Here is a 19,553-nt window from a genome sequence, read left to right on the forward strand (position 1 = left end):
AAGATGGACAATAACTAACTAAGTGTTCGTTTGAGGTGAACAATGCGGTTTAAACAGTTACAGGACATGGCGCTGTTTGCGCTGGTGGCCGAGTGCGGCAGTTTTACCGCCGCCGCCAAACGCGCCGCTTTGCCAAAATCCAGCGTCAGCCAGCGGATTAGCCAATTGGAACAAACGCTGGGCCTGCGGTTACTGAATCGCACCACCCGTCAGCTCAACCTGACCTTTGCCGGTGAGCGTTATTTGGAACACTGTCAGGAAATGCTCACCGCCGCCGAACGGGCAGACCTGGCGCTGCAACGGTTGCGTGATAATCCCAGCGGCCGGTTACGTATATCGACCCCCGCAGGCTTAGGCGCAACCTTGTTACCGCGGCTGACTGCGGATTTTCAACGCCAATATCCAGATGTCTCACTGGAAGTGTCGGTGTCTGATGCGATGGTAGATATGGTGCAGGAAGGGTATGACGCAGCGCTGCGGACCGGCAAGCCACAGGACTCTTCACTGATTGGCCGCCGTTTGGGCCATGCGCCACGTTATTTACTGGCCTCATCGGCTTATTTGGCGCAGCACTCACCGATCCTTCACCCGCAGCAGTTGCAGCAGCATCGGTGTATTGCACACAGTTCCTGGCCGGCCTGGAACCTGCGCCGGGGGGATGAATATTTCCGTTGGCAGCTGCCGACGCGGCATATTACCGATAACCTGCTGTACGCGCGTGAATGTGCCATTGCCGGGGCCGGGATAACCCTCTTGCCGGCATTTCTTAGCCGTGAGGTGGTCGCGCAGAAGCAGTTGGTAGAAGTGCTGCCGGAATGGCAGGCAGAAGGTAATGAGCTGTATTTGGTCTATCCGAGCCGCAAGCTGAATTCGCCGGCGCTGGCCTGTTTTATTGACGTTGTGCTGCAACACCCGGTATTTGACGATTACGCCCGCGAGCTGGCGCGGGATTAAAAAAGGCGCCGCATGCGGCGCCTTTCGGATTACTTGGCGATTCTTTTGTACTTGATACGATGTGGCTCAAGCGCTTCAGCGCCCAGCGTACGTTTCTTGTACTCTTCGTATTCGGTGAAGTTGCCTTCGAAGAATTCGACGTTGCCTTCATCCTGGTAATCCAGAATGTGGGTGGCGATACGGTCAAGGAACCAACGGTCGTGCGAGATAACCATCGCGCAGCCTGGGAATTCCAGCAGGGCGTTTTCCAACGCGCGCAGGGTTTCGATGTCCAGGTCGTTGGTCGGTTCGTCGAGCAGCAGCACGTTGCCGCCAACCTGCAGCAGCTTGGCCAGGTGCAAGCGGCCACGCTCACCACCGGACAGCTCGCCTACGCGTTTGCCCTGATCGACGCCCTTGAAGTTAAAGCGGCCGACGTAGGCACGGCTTGGCATTTCAGTGTTGCCGATACGCATGATGTCCTGACCGCCGGAGACTTCTTCCCAGACGGTTTTGGCATTGTCCATGCTGTCGCGGAACTGATCGACCGAGGCCAGCTTAACGGTATCGCCCAACACGATGCTGCCGGAATCAGGCTGTTCCTGACCGGACATCATGCGGAACAACGTCGATTTACCGGCGCCGTTCGGGCCGATAATGCCGACAATCGCGCCCTTAGGTACTGCGAAGGTGAGATCGTCAATCAGCACGCGGTCGCCGTAAGACTTACGCAGGTTGCTGACTTCAACGACTTTATCCCCCAGGCGTGCGCCAGGTGGGATAAACAGTTCGTTGGTCTCGTTACGCTTTTGGTATTCAGTGCTGTTCAGCTCTTCAAAGCGCGCCAAACGGGCCTTGCCTTTAGACTGACGGCCCTTAGCGCCCTGACGAACCCACTCCAGCTCTTTCTCAATGGATTTACGACGAGCGGCTTCAGAAGAGGCTTCCTGTGCCAGGCGAGCGTCTTTTTGTTCCAACCAGGAAGAGTAGTTACCTTCCCATGGAATACCTTCACCACGGTCAAGCTCGAGGATCCAGCCGGCCACGTTGTCGAGGAAGTAACGGTCGTGCGTGATCGCCACAACGGTACCTTCGAAGTCGTGCAGGAAGCGTTCCAGCCAAGCCACGGATTCAGCATCCAGGTGGTTAGTTGGTTCGTCGAGCAGTAGCATGTCCGGTTTTTCCAGCAACAGGCGGCACAGCGCTACGCGTCGACGCTCACCACCGGAAAGGTTGGCGATTTTCGCGTCCCATTCTGGCAGGCGTAACGCATCGGCGGCACGCTCAAGCTGGGTATTCAGATTGTGGCCATCATGAGCCTGAATGATCTCTTCCAGGCGGCCCTGTTCAGCGGCCAGCTTGTCAAAGTCAGCGCCTTCTTCAGCGTACAGCGCGTACACCTCATCCAGGCGTTTCAGAGCACCAACCACTTCCGCCAGCGCCTCTTCGACCGACTCGCGGACGGTATGCTCCAGGTTCAGTTGCGGTTCCTGTGGCAGGTAGCCGATTTTAATCCCTGGCTGCGGGCGAGCTTCACCTTCGATATCGGTATCGATGCCAGCCATGATGCGCAGCAGGGTGGATTTACCCGAGCCGTTCAGACCCAGCACACCAATTTTGGCGCCAGGGAAGAAGCTCAGAGAGATATTTTTCAAGATGTGACGCTTCGGCGGAACCACTTTGCCGACGCGATGCATGGTATAGACGTATTGAGCCACGTTGCTCTAGCCTCTCTATATCAGTTTTTATACCCGTCATACTTGGTGCTGCATCTTAGTTGGCTGCCTGCATTTACCCCTGTCACGGACTACGCGTACGCTCCGGGGATGCATTTAGTTGCCGTCGCGATGCAACGCCAATTATTTGGGGTAGATAGGATGTCTGGCTGCGGAGTGTAGCCCGTTTCGAAAGCGGATCCCAGACATCACTCCGCGATCGCCAAGTATAACTCTTTATGCGCCCGTGAAGGCGCATATTGGTTGCTTAAGGCGTGACGACGATCGCGACGCGGCGGTTTTCCGCACGACCGCTGGAAGTGCGGTTATCGGCTACAGGATCGCGCTTGCCCATACCCCGCGTTTCAATATTGGCGCGAGGAATGCCTACGCTGGCCAGCAAGTCGGCGACGGCATCGGCACGGCGCAGCGACAGCTGATCGTTATAGCTGTCTTCACCGTAATTGTCGGTATGCCCGTCCAGACGGAATTGGGTGATGCCAACGCTCATCAGTGCGCGACCCATTTTTTGTACCGTTTCGGTGCTTTCCGGGTTCAGCTTGCCGACGTTATTACCAAACAGTACTTTGTCGGACAGTCCAAATTCCCAGCCGTTATCCGTCAGTTTGAATCCCTGTGACTGCAACAGCGCAATTTGCTCAGGGGTTAAGCCCTGCGGTTTGCTCTGGCAGCCGGCAAGGGCTAACAAGGCGATAAACATCATCGTCAGCAGTGAAAAACGGCGTTTTAGTGTTTGCTGTATCATAATCAAATCCCTAGTTTTATTTTATATACCCGTCATTCTTGATGCTGCATCTGTGTTGGCTGCGAGCGCTCGCCCCAGTCACTGACTTCAGTCAGTGCTTTGGGTCTGACGTTCTGGCCGCCTTGATGCAACGCCAATGATGTTGGGTATCGCCGGGGCTTTATTTCTGTATTGCTAGCCGCCAGCCTCCGTTATAACGATGTTTTGCCTGGTACATGGCATCGTCAGCTTCGTGCAAGAGCCCCTGAGGCGTTACCGCATGTTCAGGGTAAAGCGCAATACCGATACTCAGAGAGGAAATCACCGTCTCGTTGTTCGGCAAAATTACCGGTTGGGTCATGCAGTCGATAATGTTATCGGCAATTTGCAGCACATCTTCCGTAGTGTGGACCGGCGCCAACAATACGGCGAACTCATCACCTCCTAAACGTGCCACCAGATCGCTTTCACGCAGTTGCGCGCGAATACGCCCGGCAATGGTGGTCAGTACTACGTCGCCGGCGGCGTGCCCGTAGCTGTCGTTAACTTCCTTGAAGCGGTCGCCGTCTATAAACAGCACCGCCAGTTTTTCTTTTGGCTTAATGTCTCCTAACGCACGGCTCAGTCGGCCTTCAAAGAACGCGCGGTTTGGCAAACCGGTAAGGCTGTCATGGGTCGCCCGGTGCGTCAGTGAGTCATTTTCCTGTTTCAGATGCGCTTGCCAGGCTTCCAGCTCGTCGAGCAGGCCGTTAAAGTCACTGCTCAACTCATGCAGTTCGGCAATGGGGGCAGAAGGCACCCGCAGACCAAATGTACGATCGCGTCGCACCGCATGTGCCACGTTAGCAATATCGTCCAATGAGCTGACAATCCCTAGCAACATGCGGCGGGAAAGAACCAATGAGCACAGCGTACTGAGCACCAGACAGGCGAGCATCCCCACCATACCGCGCAGCAGGAAGCGCAGTAGGCTACCCCCATGCCCGCTAAGCCACACTTTACCGACCACTTTGCCTTCATGTGTAATCGGCAGGATCACCGGTTCCGGTAGCGCCCAGTGAGCGACGACTTGCTCCATACCGTGTAAAGGACCGTCTTTAGGATGACGCCAACTGGCGAGCACCTTGCCGTTATTGTTCAGGATTTTTGCTTCTGACACTTCCTCATTGGAGGCGATCAGCACCAGCGCTTCGCGTGCGGCGGTGCGGTCTTCAAACACGACAGCAGCTTCGACGGTATAGCTGATGGAGCGCGCGATCAGGTGCAAGTTGTGGTTGGCATAGGCACGTAGCGCAAACAGCGCGACCAACGTCAGGAAAATCCCGGCGGTGCCGACAGCAATCAACGCCAGTGCAAGATGTACGCGTTGCAACACCCCGCCCAGCGTAGGTCGTGATTGACCCGATCTGTTCTTGCGCAACCACTTCATAACGGAGGCGCCTGTTTGCGTGCCAGTTGAAGCACGTTAGGGTGAACACGTACGCCGCTGCGTGCCAGTGCGTCAAGGTTCACTTTAAAGCTGGCGGTGTCACCTTCGATCTGCAGGCAAAACGCGCTGCCGGCAGAACATTCACCGTCGTTCTCACTGATGCTGAGAATGGAACGTCCGCTAATGCGTTGCATAAAGTTCTGTTTTTGGCTGGCGCTGACATTACCCAGATAGATCACATCACAGCCGGTGCTCAGCAGTGGACTATCGAAGGGAATACGCTCAGTTTTGATTGGCCGAGGGGCGCTCAGTAGAATGGGATCGAACAGGCCCTTGTCATACTGGGTTGGCGCCGTCACGCATAACCGTATCGGGTTGGGTTCACTGTTCCAGCGTGCGTAGCTGATAATGCCAACGACCACGGTGGTAACAGCATGGGTGCGATTTTTATAGGGATCGGCCGTCTCGGGGCTGGCTAAACTGGGAAAGACCAGCAGTGTGGCAAGAAGCAGCGACAATAAGCGACCATAATTTAGACGTGCGCAAATGAAACTCATAAATGAGTTTTTTGCGCAGGTTGCCAATAACGCGGCATTATTCGCCATCTTCATCTGCCATTCCTGCCCACGTCCGCGCACTGTTGCGGCAACGTAACAATGAGAAGCCTGACCCGGTTGAAGGGATAATTATCTTACTGAAAACTGTCAATCGCACTGCCTGATGAACACTATCTAACCCATAATTGGCGCGGATTGTATTATAAGATATCTCGGTTGCGCGCTTTATGTGCCGTTTTCTCGGAATTATCTTATCTTTTTTTAACAGTATAAAAACGTGCACCCGAGTTTGCCAGGCGTTTTCAGCAAAGTTGGTGCAGCAGGTCAGGGATTCAGCGGTTTGCGCAACATCGTTCTTTCGTTGTTCCGACAGTGGAATTCTATGGTGGCTAATAATTTCAAATGACTTCATCTTATTATCGACGTCGTCATTAATAATGGCTGAGCGCGTCATTTTTCAGTGATAACACCTGGCCAAAATGATTAATACGGCAGAAATTGCCGCCAGCTTTATTTTATTTGTCAGCGACGGTAAACCTTTTTTACCTATAGCCCATCGTGACGATAAACTTCTTCTACAGTAGTGAATGGATAAGCAATCGTGCTGTCTATGATAGATGGCTGAGCCGGTCGCTTAGCGCACCCTTTTGTTCTGGCGTGATGACGGTGATTTTCCACGACAGGACGTGAAACACTCGGAGAGCCGATTTCCCCGTCCGTTGACTGCTGGCGTAGCGCGGCAACGGGGGGCGTCGTCTCTGGCAACACATAAGCATTAGCGAGGAAAGAGTCAGTATGGTCAAGGTAGACAAGTGGCGGTTTTGGGCTGTGGGCCTGTGTCTGACGGCATTTTCGGGCGCGACATTGGCGGATTCCCTGGATGCCCAGCGTCAACGTTACCTGCAGATTAAGCAGGCGTGGGACAGTAATCAAATGGGTGTCGTGGCACAACTGATACCGACGTTGCGCGATTATCCACTTTACCCTTACCTGGAGTACCGCGAGCTGACGCAAGATCTCAGCCAGGCGGGGTTCTCTGAGGTGAATGACTTTATTAAGCAGCACCCGACACTGCCGCCTGCCAAATCGTTAGCTCCGCGCTTTGTTAATGAGCTGGCACGGCGTGAAGACTGGCGCAGTCTGTTGGCTTTCAGTCCACAGGCGCCGAAACCTATTGCTGCGCGTTGTAATTATTACTACGCCAAATGGGCCACGGGCGATCAGCAGGCGGCCTGGAGTGGTGCAAGCGACGTTTGGATGAGCGGCAAATCGTTGCCGGGCGCCTGTGACAAGCTGTTCAGCGTTTGGCAGGGGGCGGGTAAGCAAACGCCGTCGCTTATCCTGGAGCGTATGAAGCTGGCACTGAAAGAAGGGAACAGCGGATTGGTGAACAGCCTTTACCGCCAGTTACCCTCAGATTATCAGACAATGGGCGACGCACTGGTACGGCTGCAAAATGATCCGACGACGGTGGAGTCCTTTGCTCGCAGCGTGGGGCCGACTGACTTTACCCGGGCGGCGACCAGCATCGCTTTCGAACGTCTGGCGCGTCAGGATGTCGAAAACGCCCGCGCGATGATCCCAACGCTCGCTCGCCTGCAAAAAATGAGTGACAGCGAACGACTGGGGTTGGAAGAAGCGGTGGCGTGGCGTCTGATGGGCAGTGACGCTACCTTTGAACAAACACAATGGCGCGATAAGGTGATCCTGCGCAGCCAATCCCCCACGCTACTGGAACGCCGTGTGCGCATGGCGCTGGGTAATGGCGATCGCCAAGGCGTAACGACCTGGTTGGCTCGCCTGCCAGAAGAGTCACGTAATAAAGATGAATGGCGCTATTGGCGTGCGAGTATTTTGCTGGACGAGGGCAAACGCAGTGAAGGTGAAGAGATCCTGCGTCGCCTGATGACTGAACGCGGCTTTTATCCCATGGTAGCGGCGCAAAAGCTGAATACGACTTACCCGGTTATGGTCGCTGTGGCGGCGAAACCTCGCGCGTCGCTGGTGGACGGGCCGGAAATTGCCCGTGTGCGTGAGTTGATGTATTGGAATATGGACAATCTGGCGCGCAGCGAGTGGACTTCCTTTGTGGCCAGTCGCAGTCGTCCAGAACAGGAAGCGCTGGCGCGTTATGCTTTCGAGCAGAAATGGGCCGATCTTAGCGTGCAGGCGACCATCGTCGGTAAGTTGTGGGATCACCTGGAAGAGCGTTTCCCGGTGGCCTGGCCGCAAGAGTTCCGTGCTGCGACCGACGACAAGGGGATAACGCCGAGCTATGCCATGGCGATTGCCCGCCAAGAGAGCGCCTGGAACCCAAAAGCGCAATCCCCGGTGGGGGCGAGCGGCCTGATGCAGGTTATGCCGCGAACCGCGCAGCATACCGTTGAAATGTACAATATTCCGGGTTACTCAAGCCCAAGCCAATTACTTGACCCGCGGGTCAACATTACCATCGGCACCAGTTATCTGGAGTACGTTTACCAGCAGTTTGGGCGAAACCGTATTCTGTCGTCGGCGGCTTATAACGCTGGCCCATCCCGCGTAAACACCTGGTTGGGCAACAGTGAAGGGCGAGTCGATGCGGTGGCGTTTGTCGAAAGCATCCCGTTCTCGGAAACCCGTTCTTACGTGAAGAACGTGTTGGCTTACGATGCATTTTATCGCTATCTCATGCACCGACCAGCCAAAGTGCTGACCGATGCGGAGTGGCAGAGGCGTTATTGATTTTGACGGCGCTATGGTATGCTGCTGTACTAGTTAAATAGTATGGTGGCTTGCCATGACGCAATTATCACTTAACGACCCGGCTCTTTCAGAACAAGGTAATGAGGATTGGCTGCGCTTTGTTGCGCTGCTGCAAAACGCGTTTGCACAAGAACTGCATCAGCCTCTGATGCAACTGCTGCTGACGCCAGATGAACGCACGGCGTTAGGCACGCGGGTACGGATCATCCAGGAACTGATGCGCGGTGAGATGAGCCAGCGTGAGCTGAAAAATGAACTGGGGGCAGGCATTGCCACTATCACCCGGGGTTCGAACAGCCTGAAGGCGGCGACACCGGCGCTGAAGCAATGGCTGGAACAGCAGCTGTTGGGCGATACGCAGTAGCGTAACGCCCAACAGGGCTACTTCTGCGGCGCGTTATTGTGGTTTTGGTAGATTGAATTGTGGAAGGGCACCAACGCCAGCAACAGCGCCTGATGGTAAACGCTGGTGCGGCTTAACCGCCCATCGGTAAAGATGCCGATAGCGCCGCCCTGGCGTTTCACTTCAGCATTGCCGGTGATGGCCGCCATCTCGCTCCCCAATTCGCGACCAGCGCGAATTCCCTGTAAAATTGTCTCTGGTAACATCAGGCTGGCTGAGCGCGATTCGCCGCGGGTGTGTGGGTTTTCGACCGTCATCCAGGCGAAAGTCATATTCTCTTCGATACCTGCTTCCACGCCGACCCAAAAGTCGGCTTCTGGGCGTACTTGCCGCGCTTCCATTACACGCTGGCGTGCCCCGGTGCGGGTTTCGAGATTACCTATGGGTTGCAGTGAGACGCCGCTGGCGACGTCGACTGATTCAATACGGCATTGGCCTGCGCCAAAGGTGTCATCAAAAGCCAACTGAATAGCCTTGATCTTTGCCGGGTTGGTAGTGGCAGCGACAACATGATACATAACGGGTTTGGCATCCTTAAGCTAAGAGCCTATTCAAACGTCAGGCATGTGCGAAAGCGGTTTCTGACGAAGATAAACTCAGGTTTCACGCAGTATAACGGAAAAGCAAAATGTTACAGGTATACCTCGTTCGCCACGGCGAAACGGAATGGAATGCGGCTCGCCGTATCCAAGGCCAGTCCGACAGCCCGTTAACCGCCAACGGTGAACATCAGGCTCGTCTGGTTGCCCAGCGTGTCAGCAAACAAGGCATTACGCATGTGATTACCAGCGATCTCGGGCGCACCCGACGCACTGCACAAATCATCGCAGAGGCTTGCGGCTGCGAGGTGATTAACGATCCACGTTTGCGTGAGTTGCATATGGGGGTGCTGGAAGAGCGCTTGATCGACAGCCTGACGCCGCAGGAAGAACAGTGGCGCAAGCAGATGGTCGATGGTACTGCGGACGGGCGCATCCCTCAAGGCGAATCCATGAGTGAGTTGGGCGAACGTATGCGTGCGGCATTGGAAAGCTGCCTGATGTTGCCTGAGGGCAGCAAACCGCTGATCGTCAGCCACGGTATCGCTTTGGGGTGTTTGATCAGCACCGTACTCGGATTGCCGGCTTATGCTGAACGCCGCCTGCGCCTGCGTAACTGTTCGCTGTCGCGTGTCGACTATCAGCAGAGCCCATGGCTGGCTTCTGGCTGGATCGTTGAAACCGCGGGCGATGTCACGCATTTGGACATGCCCGCGTTGGACGAACTGCAACGCTAACGACGGATCGGGATCAAGTAGTCGCAGTTGATCTCGGTTGGCGGTTGAGGTGGCCTACGGTCACCTTTTGGATAAAAGCGCTCAATGTCGTGCCCTTTACGGCGCGTGAGTTTGAGTGCTGGCAGGCAGGTGCCATACAGGGTCAGAATAAAGTCTTGTAGGCCTGAAGCCGGGCCTTCGTAGCTGAACATGGCATATTCGCCGCCTTGCAGTACGAGCGGCTGGCCTGCCTGTATTTTTGCCGGCACGTGATCAGGCTCCAGCGCTGTGGTGTACAGCACTTCCTGCTCGTCATCCTTTTCCTGGCTTGGGCGCGAATGATGCAACCCGTACAACACCGGTGGCAGCGTGTCTGCTTCGCCCAGATATTGGCGCCAGAACTGGGAACGCAGCTCGGTACGGAAGTTGGATATTTGCTCAAGTGTGCAGGAATAGCTTTGCGTCAGGCCAATCAGATGCTGTTCCGGCAGAGAGATAAACTCAGGCTGCGGCAGGGTAAAGGCACCCAGGCGAATTGGCGGGCAAATGCCGAATGCGCTCCAGTCTTCTGCACGGCGATATAGCGCTGGCGTTTGCGCAAACTGTTTTTTAAATGCGCGTGTGAATGTCTGCTGCGAGTCGAAGCGATACTGTAAGGCGATATCCAGAATAGGTCGGCTGGTTAAACGCAGCGCCACCGCAGCTTTGGATAATCTCCTTGCCCGGATATAAGCGCCGATGGCGTTACCGGTAATATCTTTGAACATCCGTTGTAAATGCCACTTGGAGTAACCCGCTTTAGCCGCCACGTTGTCTAGCGACAAGGGTTGGTCCAGATGGCTTTCCAGCCAGCTAAGCAGATCACGAATGATACCGGCTTGATCCATAGATCTTCCTCGTAGAGCTTTAGGGTAAGGACCCGAACTGTTTATTCATTACGCTGGTGCTTTGCGCTATCAGACCAATCCATGAGCCATTTTGCGTAGCACTCTTTACCTCTTGCTGCGGGTTGCGCAAGAGTTGGATAGGGGCACACCTTAAACGGGCGAAAAGAAATAACGACGCCGCATAATAGCAATTTTTTTCCTCCGAGACTCCCAAAGATTTTTTTCACGCTCTGTGCTAAAAAGATCGGTGCGGACCAGAAGAAAACCTATTCTGTGACCTAAAACATAAACAATATTGATTGCCAGCGCCTATTTCTTTAGGTTCTGGCTATTGGAGTTAAGTGAATGAAAAAAGGATGGATATTTTTGTTTGGTTTAGTTTGCGCAACAGTAAATACGGCGCAGGCTGAACAGGTTGGGTCAGTCGACACGGTATTCAAACTCTTTGGTCCAGACCACAAAATTGTCGTGGAAGCGTTCGACGATCCTGATGTCAAAAATGTAACTTGTTATATCAGCCGGGCAAAAACCGGTGGCATTAAAGGCGGGCTGGGATTAGCGGAAGACACTGCGGATGCGGCCATTTCTTGCCAGCAGGTTGGGCCCATTGAGCTGAACGATAAAATTAAGAATGGCAAGGCGGAAGGTACCGTCGTGTTCCAGAAACGAACATCCTTGGTGTTTAAGAAGCTGCAGGTCGTGCGTTTCTACGATGCGACACGCAATGCGTTGATTTATCTGAGCTATTCAGACCGAGTGGTGGATGGTTCACCGAAGAACGCGTTGAGTGCGGTGCCGATCATCCCTTGGGGTGAGGCAAAATAAGATTTGGGGTTCGAGGGAACCCCAACTATTTAACGCGGGAGACTTACTCTTCCAGATCGCCGCAGAAACGGTAACCTTCACCGTGAATGGTGGCGATAATTTCTGGTGTGTCAGGCGTTGATTCGAAGTGCTTGCGGATGCGACGGATGGTCACGTCCACGGTACGGTCATGCGGCTTCAGCTCACGGCCGGTCATTTTCTTCAGCAGTTCGCCACGGGATTGGATCTTGCCCGGGTTTTCGCAGAAGTGCAGCATGGCGCGGAATTCACTGCGCGGCAGTTTGTACTGTTCGCCAGCTGGGCTGATCAGTGAGCGGCTATTGATGTCCAGCTCCCAACCGTTGAATTTATAGCTTTCAACCAGGCGGCGTTCTTCGCCGACGCTGCCCAGGTTCATGGTACGAGACAGCAGGTTGCGTGCGCGAATGGTCAGTTCACGCGGGTTGAACGGCTTGGTGATATAGTCATCAGCGCCGATTTCCAATCCGAGGATCTTATCAACTTCGTTATCACGACCGGTCAGGAACATCAGCGCGACGCTAGCCTGTTCACGCAGTTCGCGCGCCAGCAGCAGGCCGTTTTTGCCTGGCAGATTGATGTCCATGATAACCAGATTGATATCATTTTCAGACAGGATGTTGTGCATTTCTGCACCATCATTGGCTTCATGAACAACGTAGCCTTCCGCCTCGAAAATGCTCTTCAGGGTGTTACGAGTGACTAACTCGTCTTCGACAATCAGAATGTGCGGGGTCTGCATATTTGCTACCTAAAATTGCCAACAAAATAGAAAATAGGAAGTACAGAAGTCTTTGTTTTCTTGGCGGAGGGCAGAGATTAGCGCTCACGTTCCCTCTTAACAAATGACTACAGTACGTAAACTCGTTCTTGATGCACTTTCCATCTCATGTCAACAAGATCGCTAGCTTGGTGGGGGTGCTATTCCCTACAACCCCAAAGGTGCCAAAACGGCGCATATCCTAACCCTATTAACAGCAATATAACAGTGCGTACCGAATTCATCACCCAACAAAACTAAGCTTTGTTGACATATATCAAATTCAATTGTAGCACGTTAACAGTTTTGTGAAAAACACTTACAGAAATGCCAGTTTAAGTCACAGAAGCATAAATTCTGTGTACGATTCAGCATTGTCGCGCCTAATGGGGTAGAATTATCGGCTTATTGATAAAGGGGGGCTTTTAACACTTTGATTTATAATGGTAGTAAATCATAAGCAGCAATAATATGTATTACGCTCTCTTTATCAGGCCAATAACGCATTTAACCCTATCTATCGTGGCTGTCGGGATTATTGTTGCACGCTTGTAAATATAATCAGACTATCCTGAACAGTCAAAAACTCGCAATCCCTCATTCTGTGGAGTATTGATGCAGCTTCATATTGTTTTAGTGGCTCCGGCACGGCCGGAAAACGTCGGCGCTGCGGCGCGGGCGATGAAAACCATGGGCTTTACTTCGTTACGTATTGTCGATAGCGACGCGCACTTGCAGCCGGCGGCGCGCTGGGTCGCCCATGGGGCAGGGGATATCCTTGACGGCGTGCAAACTTTTTCAACGCTCGAGCAGGCACTGGCGGATGTTGATTTCACGGTAGCGACCACCGCTCGCAGCCGCGCACGCTTCCACTATTACTGTACGCCCCAGCAGTTACTGGGTCAGTTGGACGAACGCCGTGAGTGGGTAGGCCAGGCTGCGCTGGTGTTTGGTCGTGAAGATTCCGGTTTGACCAACGAAGAATTGGAATTGGCCGATCTGCTCACCGGTGTGCCAATGAAGGCGGATTACCCCTCCTTGAATCTTGGCCAGGCGGTGATGGTGTATTGCTACCAACTGTCAGCGCTGATGGACGTTAGTGCACCGCAGGAGCCGGTGGCTAACGAAGGCCAACTTAAGGCGCTGCGTCAGCGTGCCGAAGGTTTACTTGGCGCATTAGGGGTCAGTGATGACCAAAAATTGCGAGACTGGCTGCATCAACGGCTCGGTGCTTTGCAGCAGCGGGACACGGCGATGCTGCATACGTTGTTGCACGACATCGAAAAAAAACTGACAAAGTGATACCCACAAACATGGCTTATTATGCAGTGTGATCCACTGCAAAATTGCTTGCTGTCTGTGTTTTTATTCTGTCATTTGGCTTTTCAGCTCTCTCATTGCTCAATGGCCCCTTTGGGGAATAAATAAGCAAAAATAAGAAATAATTTGACTTGGGATAGCGATTGCTTTAACCAATAGAGGGGACAGAGTATTTAATGAGACAGACAGAAAAAATGCGAAACATCAGCCTGAACACAACAATTATTACCACCACCGATACCACAGGTAACGGGGCGGGCTGACGCGTACAGGAAACAAAAGAAAAAAGCCCGCACCTAACCAGTGCGGGCTTTTTTTTCGGCTTAAATTCGGGAGAGATAAGAAATGCGAGTGCTGAAATTTGGCGGAACCTCGGTAGCGAATGCAGAACGTTTTCTGCGCGTCGCCGACATCATGGAAAGTAACGCACGTCAGGGACAGGTGGCCACGGTATTGTCCGCTCCGGCTAAAATCACCAACCACTTGGTGGCGATGATTGACAAAACGGTAGCTGGGCAAGACATTCTGCCAAATATGAGCGATGCAGAACGCATTTTCGCTGACTTGCTGAGCGGTTTGACACAGGCATTACCTGGCTTTGAATATGATCGTCTCAAGACCTTGGTCGATCATGAGTTCGCTCAACTCAAGCAGGTACTGCACGGCGTTGCACTGCTCGGACAATGTCCGGACAGCGTGAATGCGGCTATCATCTGCCGCGGTGAGAAGCTCTCCATCGCTATCATGGAAGGCGTTTTTCGTGCCAAAGGTTTCCCGGTCACGGTGATCAACCCGGTAGAGAAATTGCTGGCCCAGGGGCACTATCTGGAATCTACGGTGGACATCGCCGAATCCACACTGCGCATCGCGGCGTCGGCGATTCCTGCGGATCACATTGTGCTGATGGCCGGTTTCACCGCCGGTAATGATAAAGGTGAACTGGTGGTGCTTGGCCGTAACGGTTCTGATTACTCTGCTGCGGTGCTGGCTGCTTGTCTGCGTGCCGACTGTTGTGAGATCTGGACTGACGTCGATGGTGTCTACACCTGCGATCCACGCACCGTGCCGGACGCCAGGTTGTTGAAGTCGATGTCGTATCAGGAAGCGATGGAGCTTTCCTACTTCGGCGCCAGCGTACTTCACCCCCGCACTATCGCCCCGATTGCCCAGTTCCAAATCCCTTGTCTGATTAAAAATACCGCCAACCCGCAAGCACCAGGCACGTTAATCGGCGGTGAAAATCTGGATACCGATACCCCGGTTAAAGGCATCACCAATCTGAACAACATGGCGATGATCAACGTTTCCGGGCCAGGGATGAAGGGCATGGTCGGCATGGCTGCGCGGGTGTTCGCCGTGATGTCGCGTGCAGGTATTTCGGTGGTGCTGATTACCCAGTCCTCTTCCGAATACAGCATCAGCTTCTGTGTGCCGCAAAATGAACTGCAGCGTGCGCGTCGTGCACTGGAAGACGAGTTCTATCTTGAACTGAAAGATGGGCTGCTGGAGCCGCTGGACGTCATGGAGAAACTGGCGATTATTTCGGTAGTCGGCGATGGCATGCGTACTCTCCGGGGGATTTCGGCCAGTTTCTTCTCGGCACTGGCGCGCGCCAATATTAACATTGTCGCTATTGCCCAAGGGTCTTCAGAACGTTCTATTTCGGTTGTGGTGAGCAATGATTCCGCGACGACCGGTGTTCGTGTCTGCCACCAGATGTTGTTCAACACCGATCAGGTGATTGAGGTCTTTGTCATCGGTGTCGGTGGCGTGGGTGGCGCATTGATCGAGCAGATTTACCGCCAGCAGCCGTGGTTAAAACAAAAGCATATCGATCTGCGCGTGTGCGGGATCGCCAATTCCCGCGCCATGTTAACCAACGTACACGGCATCGCTTTGGAAAGCTGGCGCGACGAGCTGGCCGGTGCACAGGAGCCGTTCAATCTTGGCCGTTTGATTCGTCTGGTGAAGGAGTATCACCTGCTGAACCCGGTGATTGTTGACTGTACCTCCAGCCAGGCGGTTGCCGATCAATATGCGGATTTCCTCGCCGACGGTTTCCACGTAGTGACGCCGAACAAAAAGGCCAATACCTCGTCGATGAACTACTACCAACAATTGCGCACCGCCGCAGCCGGTTCGCGCCGCAAGTTCCTGTACGATACCAACGTCGGTGCGGGCCTGCCGGTGATCGAGAACTTGCAGAACCTGTTGAACGCGGGTGACGAGCTGACGCGTTTCTCCGGTATTCTCTCCGGTTCGCTGTCCTTTATTTTTGGTAAGTTGGATGAAGGGATGTCGTTGTCGGCGGCGACTCAACAGGCTAAGGAAAAAGGGTACACCGAACCGGATCCGCGGGATGATCTGTCCGGTATGGATGTCGCGCGCAAGTTGTTGATCCTGGCGCGCGAAGCGGGCTACAAACTGGAGTTGGCGGATATCGACGTGGAGTCGGTGTTGCCGCCGTCCTTTGACGCTGCTGGCGATGTAGATGCTTTTATGGCGCGCCTGCCGGAGCTGGATAACGAGTACGCCCGCAACGTGGCCAATGCTACCGAACAGGGCAAGGTATTGCGCTATGTCGGCGTGATCGAAAATGGCCGCTGTCAGGTACGTATAGATGCGGTAGACGGCAACGATCCGTTGTATAAAGTGAAGAACGGCGAGAACGCCTTGGCTTTCTACAGCCGTTACTATCAGCCGTTGCCGTTGGTGCTGCGTGGCTATGGCGCCGGTAACGATGTGACCGCAGCGGGTGTCTTTGCTGACTTGCTGCGCACACTGTCATGGAAGTTGGGAGTTTAATATGGTTAAGGTGTATGCGCCGGCCTCAATTGGCAACGTAAGCGTCGGTTTCGACGTCCTGGGCGCCGCGGTATCCCCGATCGACGGGACTTTGCTGGGCGATTGCGTCAGCGTAGAGGCCGCCGAAACGTTCAGTTTGCAGAATGCCGGCCGTTTCGTCAGCAAGCTGCCGGACGACCCGAAAGAGAATATCGTTTACCAATGCTGGGAGCGTTTCTGCCAGGAGATGGGTCAACAGATCCCGGTGGCGATGCGGCTTGAGAAGAATATGCCGATAGGTTCCGGGTTGGGCTCAAGTGCCTGCTCAGTGGTTGCAGGATTGATGGCGATGAACGAATTCTGCAACCGCCCATTGGATAAAATGACCCTGCTGGGCCTGATGGGCGAGCTGGAAGGCCGTATCTCCGGCAGCGTGCATTACGATAATGTGGCGCCTTGCTACCTTGGCGGCCTGCAGTTGATGCTGGAAGAAGAAGGCTTCATCAGCCAGGAAGTGCCATGCTTTAAAGACTGGCTGTGGGTGATGGCCTATCCAGGCATCAAGGTATCCACCGCCGAAGCGCGTGCGATCTTGCCCGCGCAGTATCGTCGTCAGGACTGTATCAGCCACGGCCGTTATCTGGCGGGCTTTATCCATGCCTGCCACACCCAACAACCGCAGCTGGCCGCCAAGCTGATGCAGGATGTGATTGCCGAACCGTATCGCACCCGCCTGTTGCCGGGCTTTGCCGAGGCGCGCAAGGCTGCGCAGGATATCGGCGCGTTGGCCTGCGGTATTTCCGGCTCAGGCCCGACGCTGTTTGCCGTTTGCAACGACCGCGCGACCGCGCAACGCATGGCCGACTGGCTGACTCATCACTATCTGCAAAACGACGAAGGTTTTGTTCATATTTGCCGTCTGGATACCGCAGGCGCACGACTACTGGGATAACGCATGAAACTGTACAACCTTAAGGATCACAACGAGCAGGTCAGCTTCGCACAGGCGATCAAACAGGGCCTGGGTAAACAGCAAGGGCTGTTTTTCCCGCTGGAGCTGCCGGAATTTGAGCTGACGGAAATCGACCAGTTGCTGGAACAGGATTTTGTCACGCGCAGCAGCCGTATTCTGTCGGCGTTTATTGGTGATGAAGTTTCTGAAGAAGCATTGCATAAGCGTGTGGCGGCGGCCTTTGAGTTCCCAGCGCCGGTCGCGCAAGTCGAAGATGACATTGCCTGTCTGGAACTGTTCCATGGCCCAACGCTGGCGTTCAAAGACTTCGGCGGCCGCTTTATGGCGCAAATGTTGGCGGAAGTCGCGGGCGATCAGCCTGTGACTATTTTGACCGCGACGTCTGGCGATACGGGGGCCGCGGTAGCGCATGCGTTCTATGGCCTGAAGAATGTGCGCGTAGTGATTCTGTATCCGCAGGGCAAAATCAGCCCGCTGCAGGAAAAGTTGTTCTGTACCCTGGGTGGCAACATCCATACCGTGGCGATCGACGGCGACTTCGATGCTTGCCAGGCACTGGTGAAGCAGGCATTTGACGATCAGGAATTGAAAGACGCTCTGCATTTGAACTCGGCTAACTCTATTAATATCAGCCGGCTGCTGGCGCAGATTTGTTATTACTTCGAAGCGGTAGCGCAACTGCCGCAAGAAGCACGCAATCAGTTGGTTGTCTCGGTGCCTAGCGGCAACTTCGGTGATTTGACTGCCGGTTTGCTGGCAAAATCGTTGGGCCTGCCGGTGAAGCGTTTTATCGCAGCGACCAATGCCAATGATACTGTGCCGCGTTTCCTGACTCACGGGCAGTGGCAGCCGCACGCCACCGTGGCGACGCTGTCGAATGCGATGGATGTTAGCCAGCCGAACAACTGGCCGCGGGTAGAAGAACTGTTCCGTCGTAAGATCTGGCAACTGAAAGAGCTGGGTCACGCAACGGTCAGTGACGAGACCACCAAGGACAGCATGCGTGAGCTGGCGCAATTGGGCTATCTCTCCGAACCTCATGCGGCAATTGCGTACCGCGCATTGCGCGACCAGTTGCAGGACGGTGAGTTTGGTCTGTTCCTGGGGACCGCGCACCCAGCCAAGTTTAAAGAGAGCGTAGAGGAGATTCTGGGTCAGGAACTGCCATTGCCAAAAGCATTGGCACTGCGTGCCGATTTGCCGTTGCTGTCTCATAACCTGCCAGCTGGGTTCAGCGAACTGCGTAAGTTCCTGATGGCCTTACCAGCCTGATTCTGATGAGCTCATAAAATCAAAAAGCCGTCATTACGACGGCTTTTTTGTGGGCGAGGTTTATTACTGCTCTGGGCGTTTGAACACCAGTTCGTTGCCCTTGGAGCCGGCTTCATCAAAGGCGTAGCCTTCGAGGTTGAAGCCAAGTAGCTGTTCGCGCTGGGTCAGGCGGTTTTTGATGATATAGCGGCTCATCAACCCACGCGCCTTCTTGGCATAGAAGCTGATCACTTTGTATTTGCCGTTCTTCTCGTCGAGGAACACCGGTTTAATCAGTGTGCCGTGCAGTTTGGCTGGTTTCACGGATTTGAAGTATTCGTCTGACGCCAGGTTGACTACCACGTCGTCCCCCTGTTGTTCCAATGCCTCGTTGAGCTTTTTAGTAATTTGCTCGCCCCAGAAACTGTACAGATCCTTGCCCTTGGCGTTTTCCAGTTTGATGCCCATCTCCAGACGGTAAGGCATCATCAGGTCGAGCGGACGCAGCACGCCGTACAGCCCGGACAGCATGCGCAGATGCTGTTGGGCAAAATCAAAGTCGTCTTCGCTAAAGTCTTGTGCGTGCAAGCCAGTATAGACATCGCCTTTAAAAGCCAGCAGTGCCTGGCGGGCATTGTCGGGGGTAAATTTTGGCTGCCAGTCACCAAAGCGAGCGGCGTTCAGCCCGGCCAGTTTGTCGCTGATGCCCATCAACGTAGAAATTTGTACCGGCGTGAGGTCACGGCAGATTTTGATCAACTGCTTAGATTTATCCAGCAGCTCCGGCTGTGTGAAGCGTTCTGTCGCCAGCGGGCTTTCGTAATCAAGAGTTTTTGCAGGTGAAATAATAACGAGCATGGCCAGATCCTGTTTATCCAAGAACGAGTACTGTAGCAAAAAGCGCGGAAAAAAGGGCAATGGGTGTGATAGGCAGGGCGCGTGCCAGACGCGCC

Annotated in this window: 19 protein-coding genes and 1 other annotated feature; of the genes, 10 read left to right on the forward strand and 9 right to left on the reverse strand. The window is 54.1% G+C overall.

The features are described from left to right. The first annotated feature begins 42 nt into the window (after positions 1 to 42). Entirely contained in the window at positions 43 to 954 is a 912-nt protein-coding gene (locus tag AC2FCQ_RS16235; protein WP_209634942.1) for a LysR family transcriptional regulator, read from the forward strand. Between the two features lie 29 nt (positions 955 to 983). Here the strand turns inward: AC2FCQ_RS16235 and ettA are convergent, their stop codons facing one another. The 5 genes from ettA to AC2FCQ_RS16260 all read right to left on the reverse strand — a co-directional run bounded on the left by ettA (position 984) and on the right by AC2FCQ_RS16260 (position 5,791). After that, positions 984 to 2,651, reverse strand: coding sequence for an energy-dependent translational throttle protein EttA (gene ettA, locus AC2FCQ_RS16240; RefSeq protein WP_037420609.1), 1,668 nt, complete (start codon positions 2,649 to 2,651; stop codon positions 984 to 986). Between the two features lie 265 nt (positions 2,652 to 2,916). Next, the gene (yfiB, locus tag AC2FCQ_RS16245) at positions 2,917 to 3,414 is read right to left on the reverse strand and encodes an outer membrane lipoprotein YfiB (protein ID WP_037420612.1); all 498 of its coding nucleotides are present in this window, start codon (positions 3,412 to 3,414) and stop codon (positions 2,917 to 2,919) included. A gap of 160 nt (positions 3,415 to 3,574) precedes the next feature. Continuing rightward, positions 3,575 to 4,822 carry a diguanylate cyclase DgcN/YfiN gene (gene dgcN / locus AC2FCQ_RS16250; protein WP_209634944.1) on the reverse strand — a complete coding sequence of 416 codons (1,248 nt, stop codon included), beginning with the start codon at positions 4,820 to 4,822 and terminating at the stop codon, positions 3,575 to 3,577. Further along, a complete protein-coding gene (gene yfiR, locus AC2FCQ_RS16255; RefSeq protein WP_209634946.1) occupies positions 4,819 to 5,433 on the reverse strand; it encodes a regulatory sequestration protein YfiR in 615 nt (204 codons plus the stop codon). The genes dgcN and yfiR overlap by 4 nt, the downstream gene beginning before the upstream one ends. Continuing rightward, the gene (locus AC2FCQ_RS16260) at positions 5,417 to 5,791 is read right to left on the reverse strand and encodes a hypothetical protein (protein WP_265555815.1); all 375 of its coding nucleotides are present in this window, start codon (positions 5,789 to 5,791) and stop codon (positions 5,417 to 5,419) included. Before AC2FCQ_RS16260 ends, yfiR begins: the two co-directional genes overlap by 17 nt. Before the next feature lie 383 nt (positions 5,792 to 6,174). Here AC2FCQ_RS16260 and sltY point away from each other — a divergent pair, with 383 nt between their 5' ends. Both sltY and trpR read left to right on the forward strand, forming a co-directional pair. After that, positions 6,175 to 8,103, forward strand: coding sequence for a murein transglycosylase (gene sltY, locus AC2FCQ_RS16265; RefSeq protein WP_490308645.1), 1,929 nt, complete (start codon positions 6,175 to 6,177; stop codon positions 8,101 to 8,103). Between the two features lie 55 nt (positions 8,104 to 8,158). Beyond that, positions 8,159 to 8,488: a trp operon repressor gene (gene trpR, locus AC2FCQ_RS16270; RefSeq protein ID WP_209634955.1), complete on the forward strand. Its 330-nt coding sequence runs from the start codon at positions 8,159 to 8,161 to the stop codon at positions 8,486 to 8,488. A 17-nt stretch (positions 8,489 to 8,505) separates the two neighbouring features. Here trpR and yjjX read toward each other — a convergent pair whose 3' ends face one another. Then, entirely contained in the window at positions 8,506 to 9,045 is a 540-nt protein-coding gene (gene yjjX, locus AC2FCQ_RS16275) for an inosine/xanthosine triphosphatase (protein ID WP_209634957.1), read from the reverse strand. A 110-nt stretch (positions 9,046 to 9,155) separates the two neighbouring features. Here yjjX and gpmB point away from each other — a divergent pair, with 110 nt between their 5' ends. After that, on the forward strand, positions 9,156 to 9,803 hold the full coding sequence (gene gpmB, locus AC2FCQ_RS16280) for a 2,3-diphosphoglycerate-dependent phosphoglycerate mutase GpmB (protein ID WP_037420628.1): 648 nt from the start codon (positions 9,156 to 9,158) through the stop codon (positions 9,801 to 9,803). Here gpmB and robA read toward each other — a convergent pair. Further along, on the reverse strand, positions 9,800 to 10,669 hold the full coding sequence (robA, locus tag AC2FCQ_RS16285; protein ID WP_209634959.1) for an MDR efflux pump AcrAB transcriptional activator RobA: 870 nt from the start codon (positions 10,667 to 10,669) through the stop codon (positions 9,800 to 9,802). The genes gpmB and robA overlap by 4 nt on opposite strands. 345 nt (positions 10,670 to 11,014) lie before the next feature. On the opposite strand from robA, the gene creA reads away from it, so the two are divergent. After that, positions 11,015 to 11,494, forward strand: a complete 480-nt coding sequence (creA, locus tag AC2FCQ_RS16290; RefSeq protein ID WP_209634961.1) for a protein CreA — start codon at positions 11,015 to 11,017, stop codon at positions 11,492 to 11,494. Between the two features lie 43 nt (positions 11,495 to 11,537). Here creA and arcA read toward each other — a convergent pair whose 3' ends face one another. Further along, complete coding sequence (arcA, locus tag AC2FCQ_RS16295) at positions 11,538 to 12,254, reverse strand: two-component system response regulator ArcA (RefSeq protein WP_004949989.1); 717 nt, start codon at positions 12,252 to 12,254, stop codon at positions 11,538 to 11,540. Between the two features lie 633 nt (positions 12,255 to 12,887). Here arcA and AC2FCQ_RS16300 point away from each other — a divergent pair. The 5 genes from AC2FCQ_RS16300 (at position 12,888) to thrC (ending at position 18,621) form a co-directional block, all read left to right on the forward strand. Then, positions 12,888 to 13,574 (forward strand): tRNA/rRNA methyltransferase, encoded by a 687-nt coding sequence (locus AC2FCQ_RS16300; RefSeq protein WP_209634963.1) that lies wholly within the window; start codon positions 12,888 to 12,890, stop codon positions 13,572 to 13,574. A gap of 212 nt (positions 13,575 to 13,786) precedes the next feature. Then, positions 13,787 to 13,855, forward strand: a complete 69-nt coding sequence (thrL, locus tag AC2FCQ_RS16305) for a thr operon leader peptide (RefSeq protein ID WP_071998276.1) — start codon at positions 13,787 to 13,789, stop codon at positions 13,853 to 13,855. Further along, positions 13,794 to 13,912, forward strand: a sequence feature (Thr leader region). Its footprint overlaps the gene before it by 62 nt. A 25-nt stretch (positions 13,913 to 13,937) precedes the next feature. Beyond that, positions 13,938 to 16,397 carry a bifunctional aspartate kinase/homoserine dehydrogenase I gene (thrA, locus tag AC2FCQ_RS16310; RefSeq protein ID WP_209634964.1) on the forward strand — a complete coding sequence of 820 codons (2,460 nt, stop codon included), beginning with the start codon at positions 13,938 to 13,940 and terminating at the stop codon, positions 16,395 to 16,397. A gap of 1 nt (position 16,398) precedes the next feature. Beyond that, positions 16,399 to 17,328 (forward strand): homoserine kinase, encoded by a 930-nt coding sequence (gene thrB, locus AC2FCQ_RS16315; RefSeq protein WP_490308644.1) that lies wholly within the window; start codon positions 16,399 to 16,401, stop codon positions 17,326 to 17,328. 3 nt (positions 17,329 to 17,331) lie between these two features. Then, positions 17,332 to 18,621 carry a threonine synthase gene (thrC, locus tag AC2FCQ_RS16320; protein ID WP_209634970.1) on the forward strand — a complete coding sequence of 430 codons (1,290 nt, stop codon included), beginning with the start codon at positions 17,332 to 17,334 and terminating at the stop codon, positions 18,619 to 18,621. 63 nt (positions 18,622 to 18,684) lie between these two features. Here the strand turns inward: thrC and yaaA are convergent, their stop codons facing one another. Then, positions 18,685 to 19,458 (reverse strand): peroxide stress protein YaaA, encoded by a 774-nt coding sequence (gene yaaA / locus AC2FCQ_RS16325; protein WP_265555810.1) that lies wholly within the window; start codon positions 19,456 to 19,458, stop codon positions 18,685 to 18,687. Positions 19,459 to 19,553: the final 95 nt, after the last annotated feature.

The organism is Serratia sp. CoH_134_PS_4 (assembly GCF_058190535.1).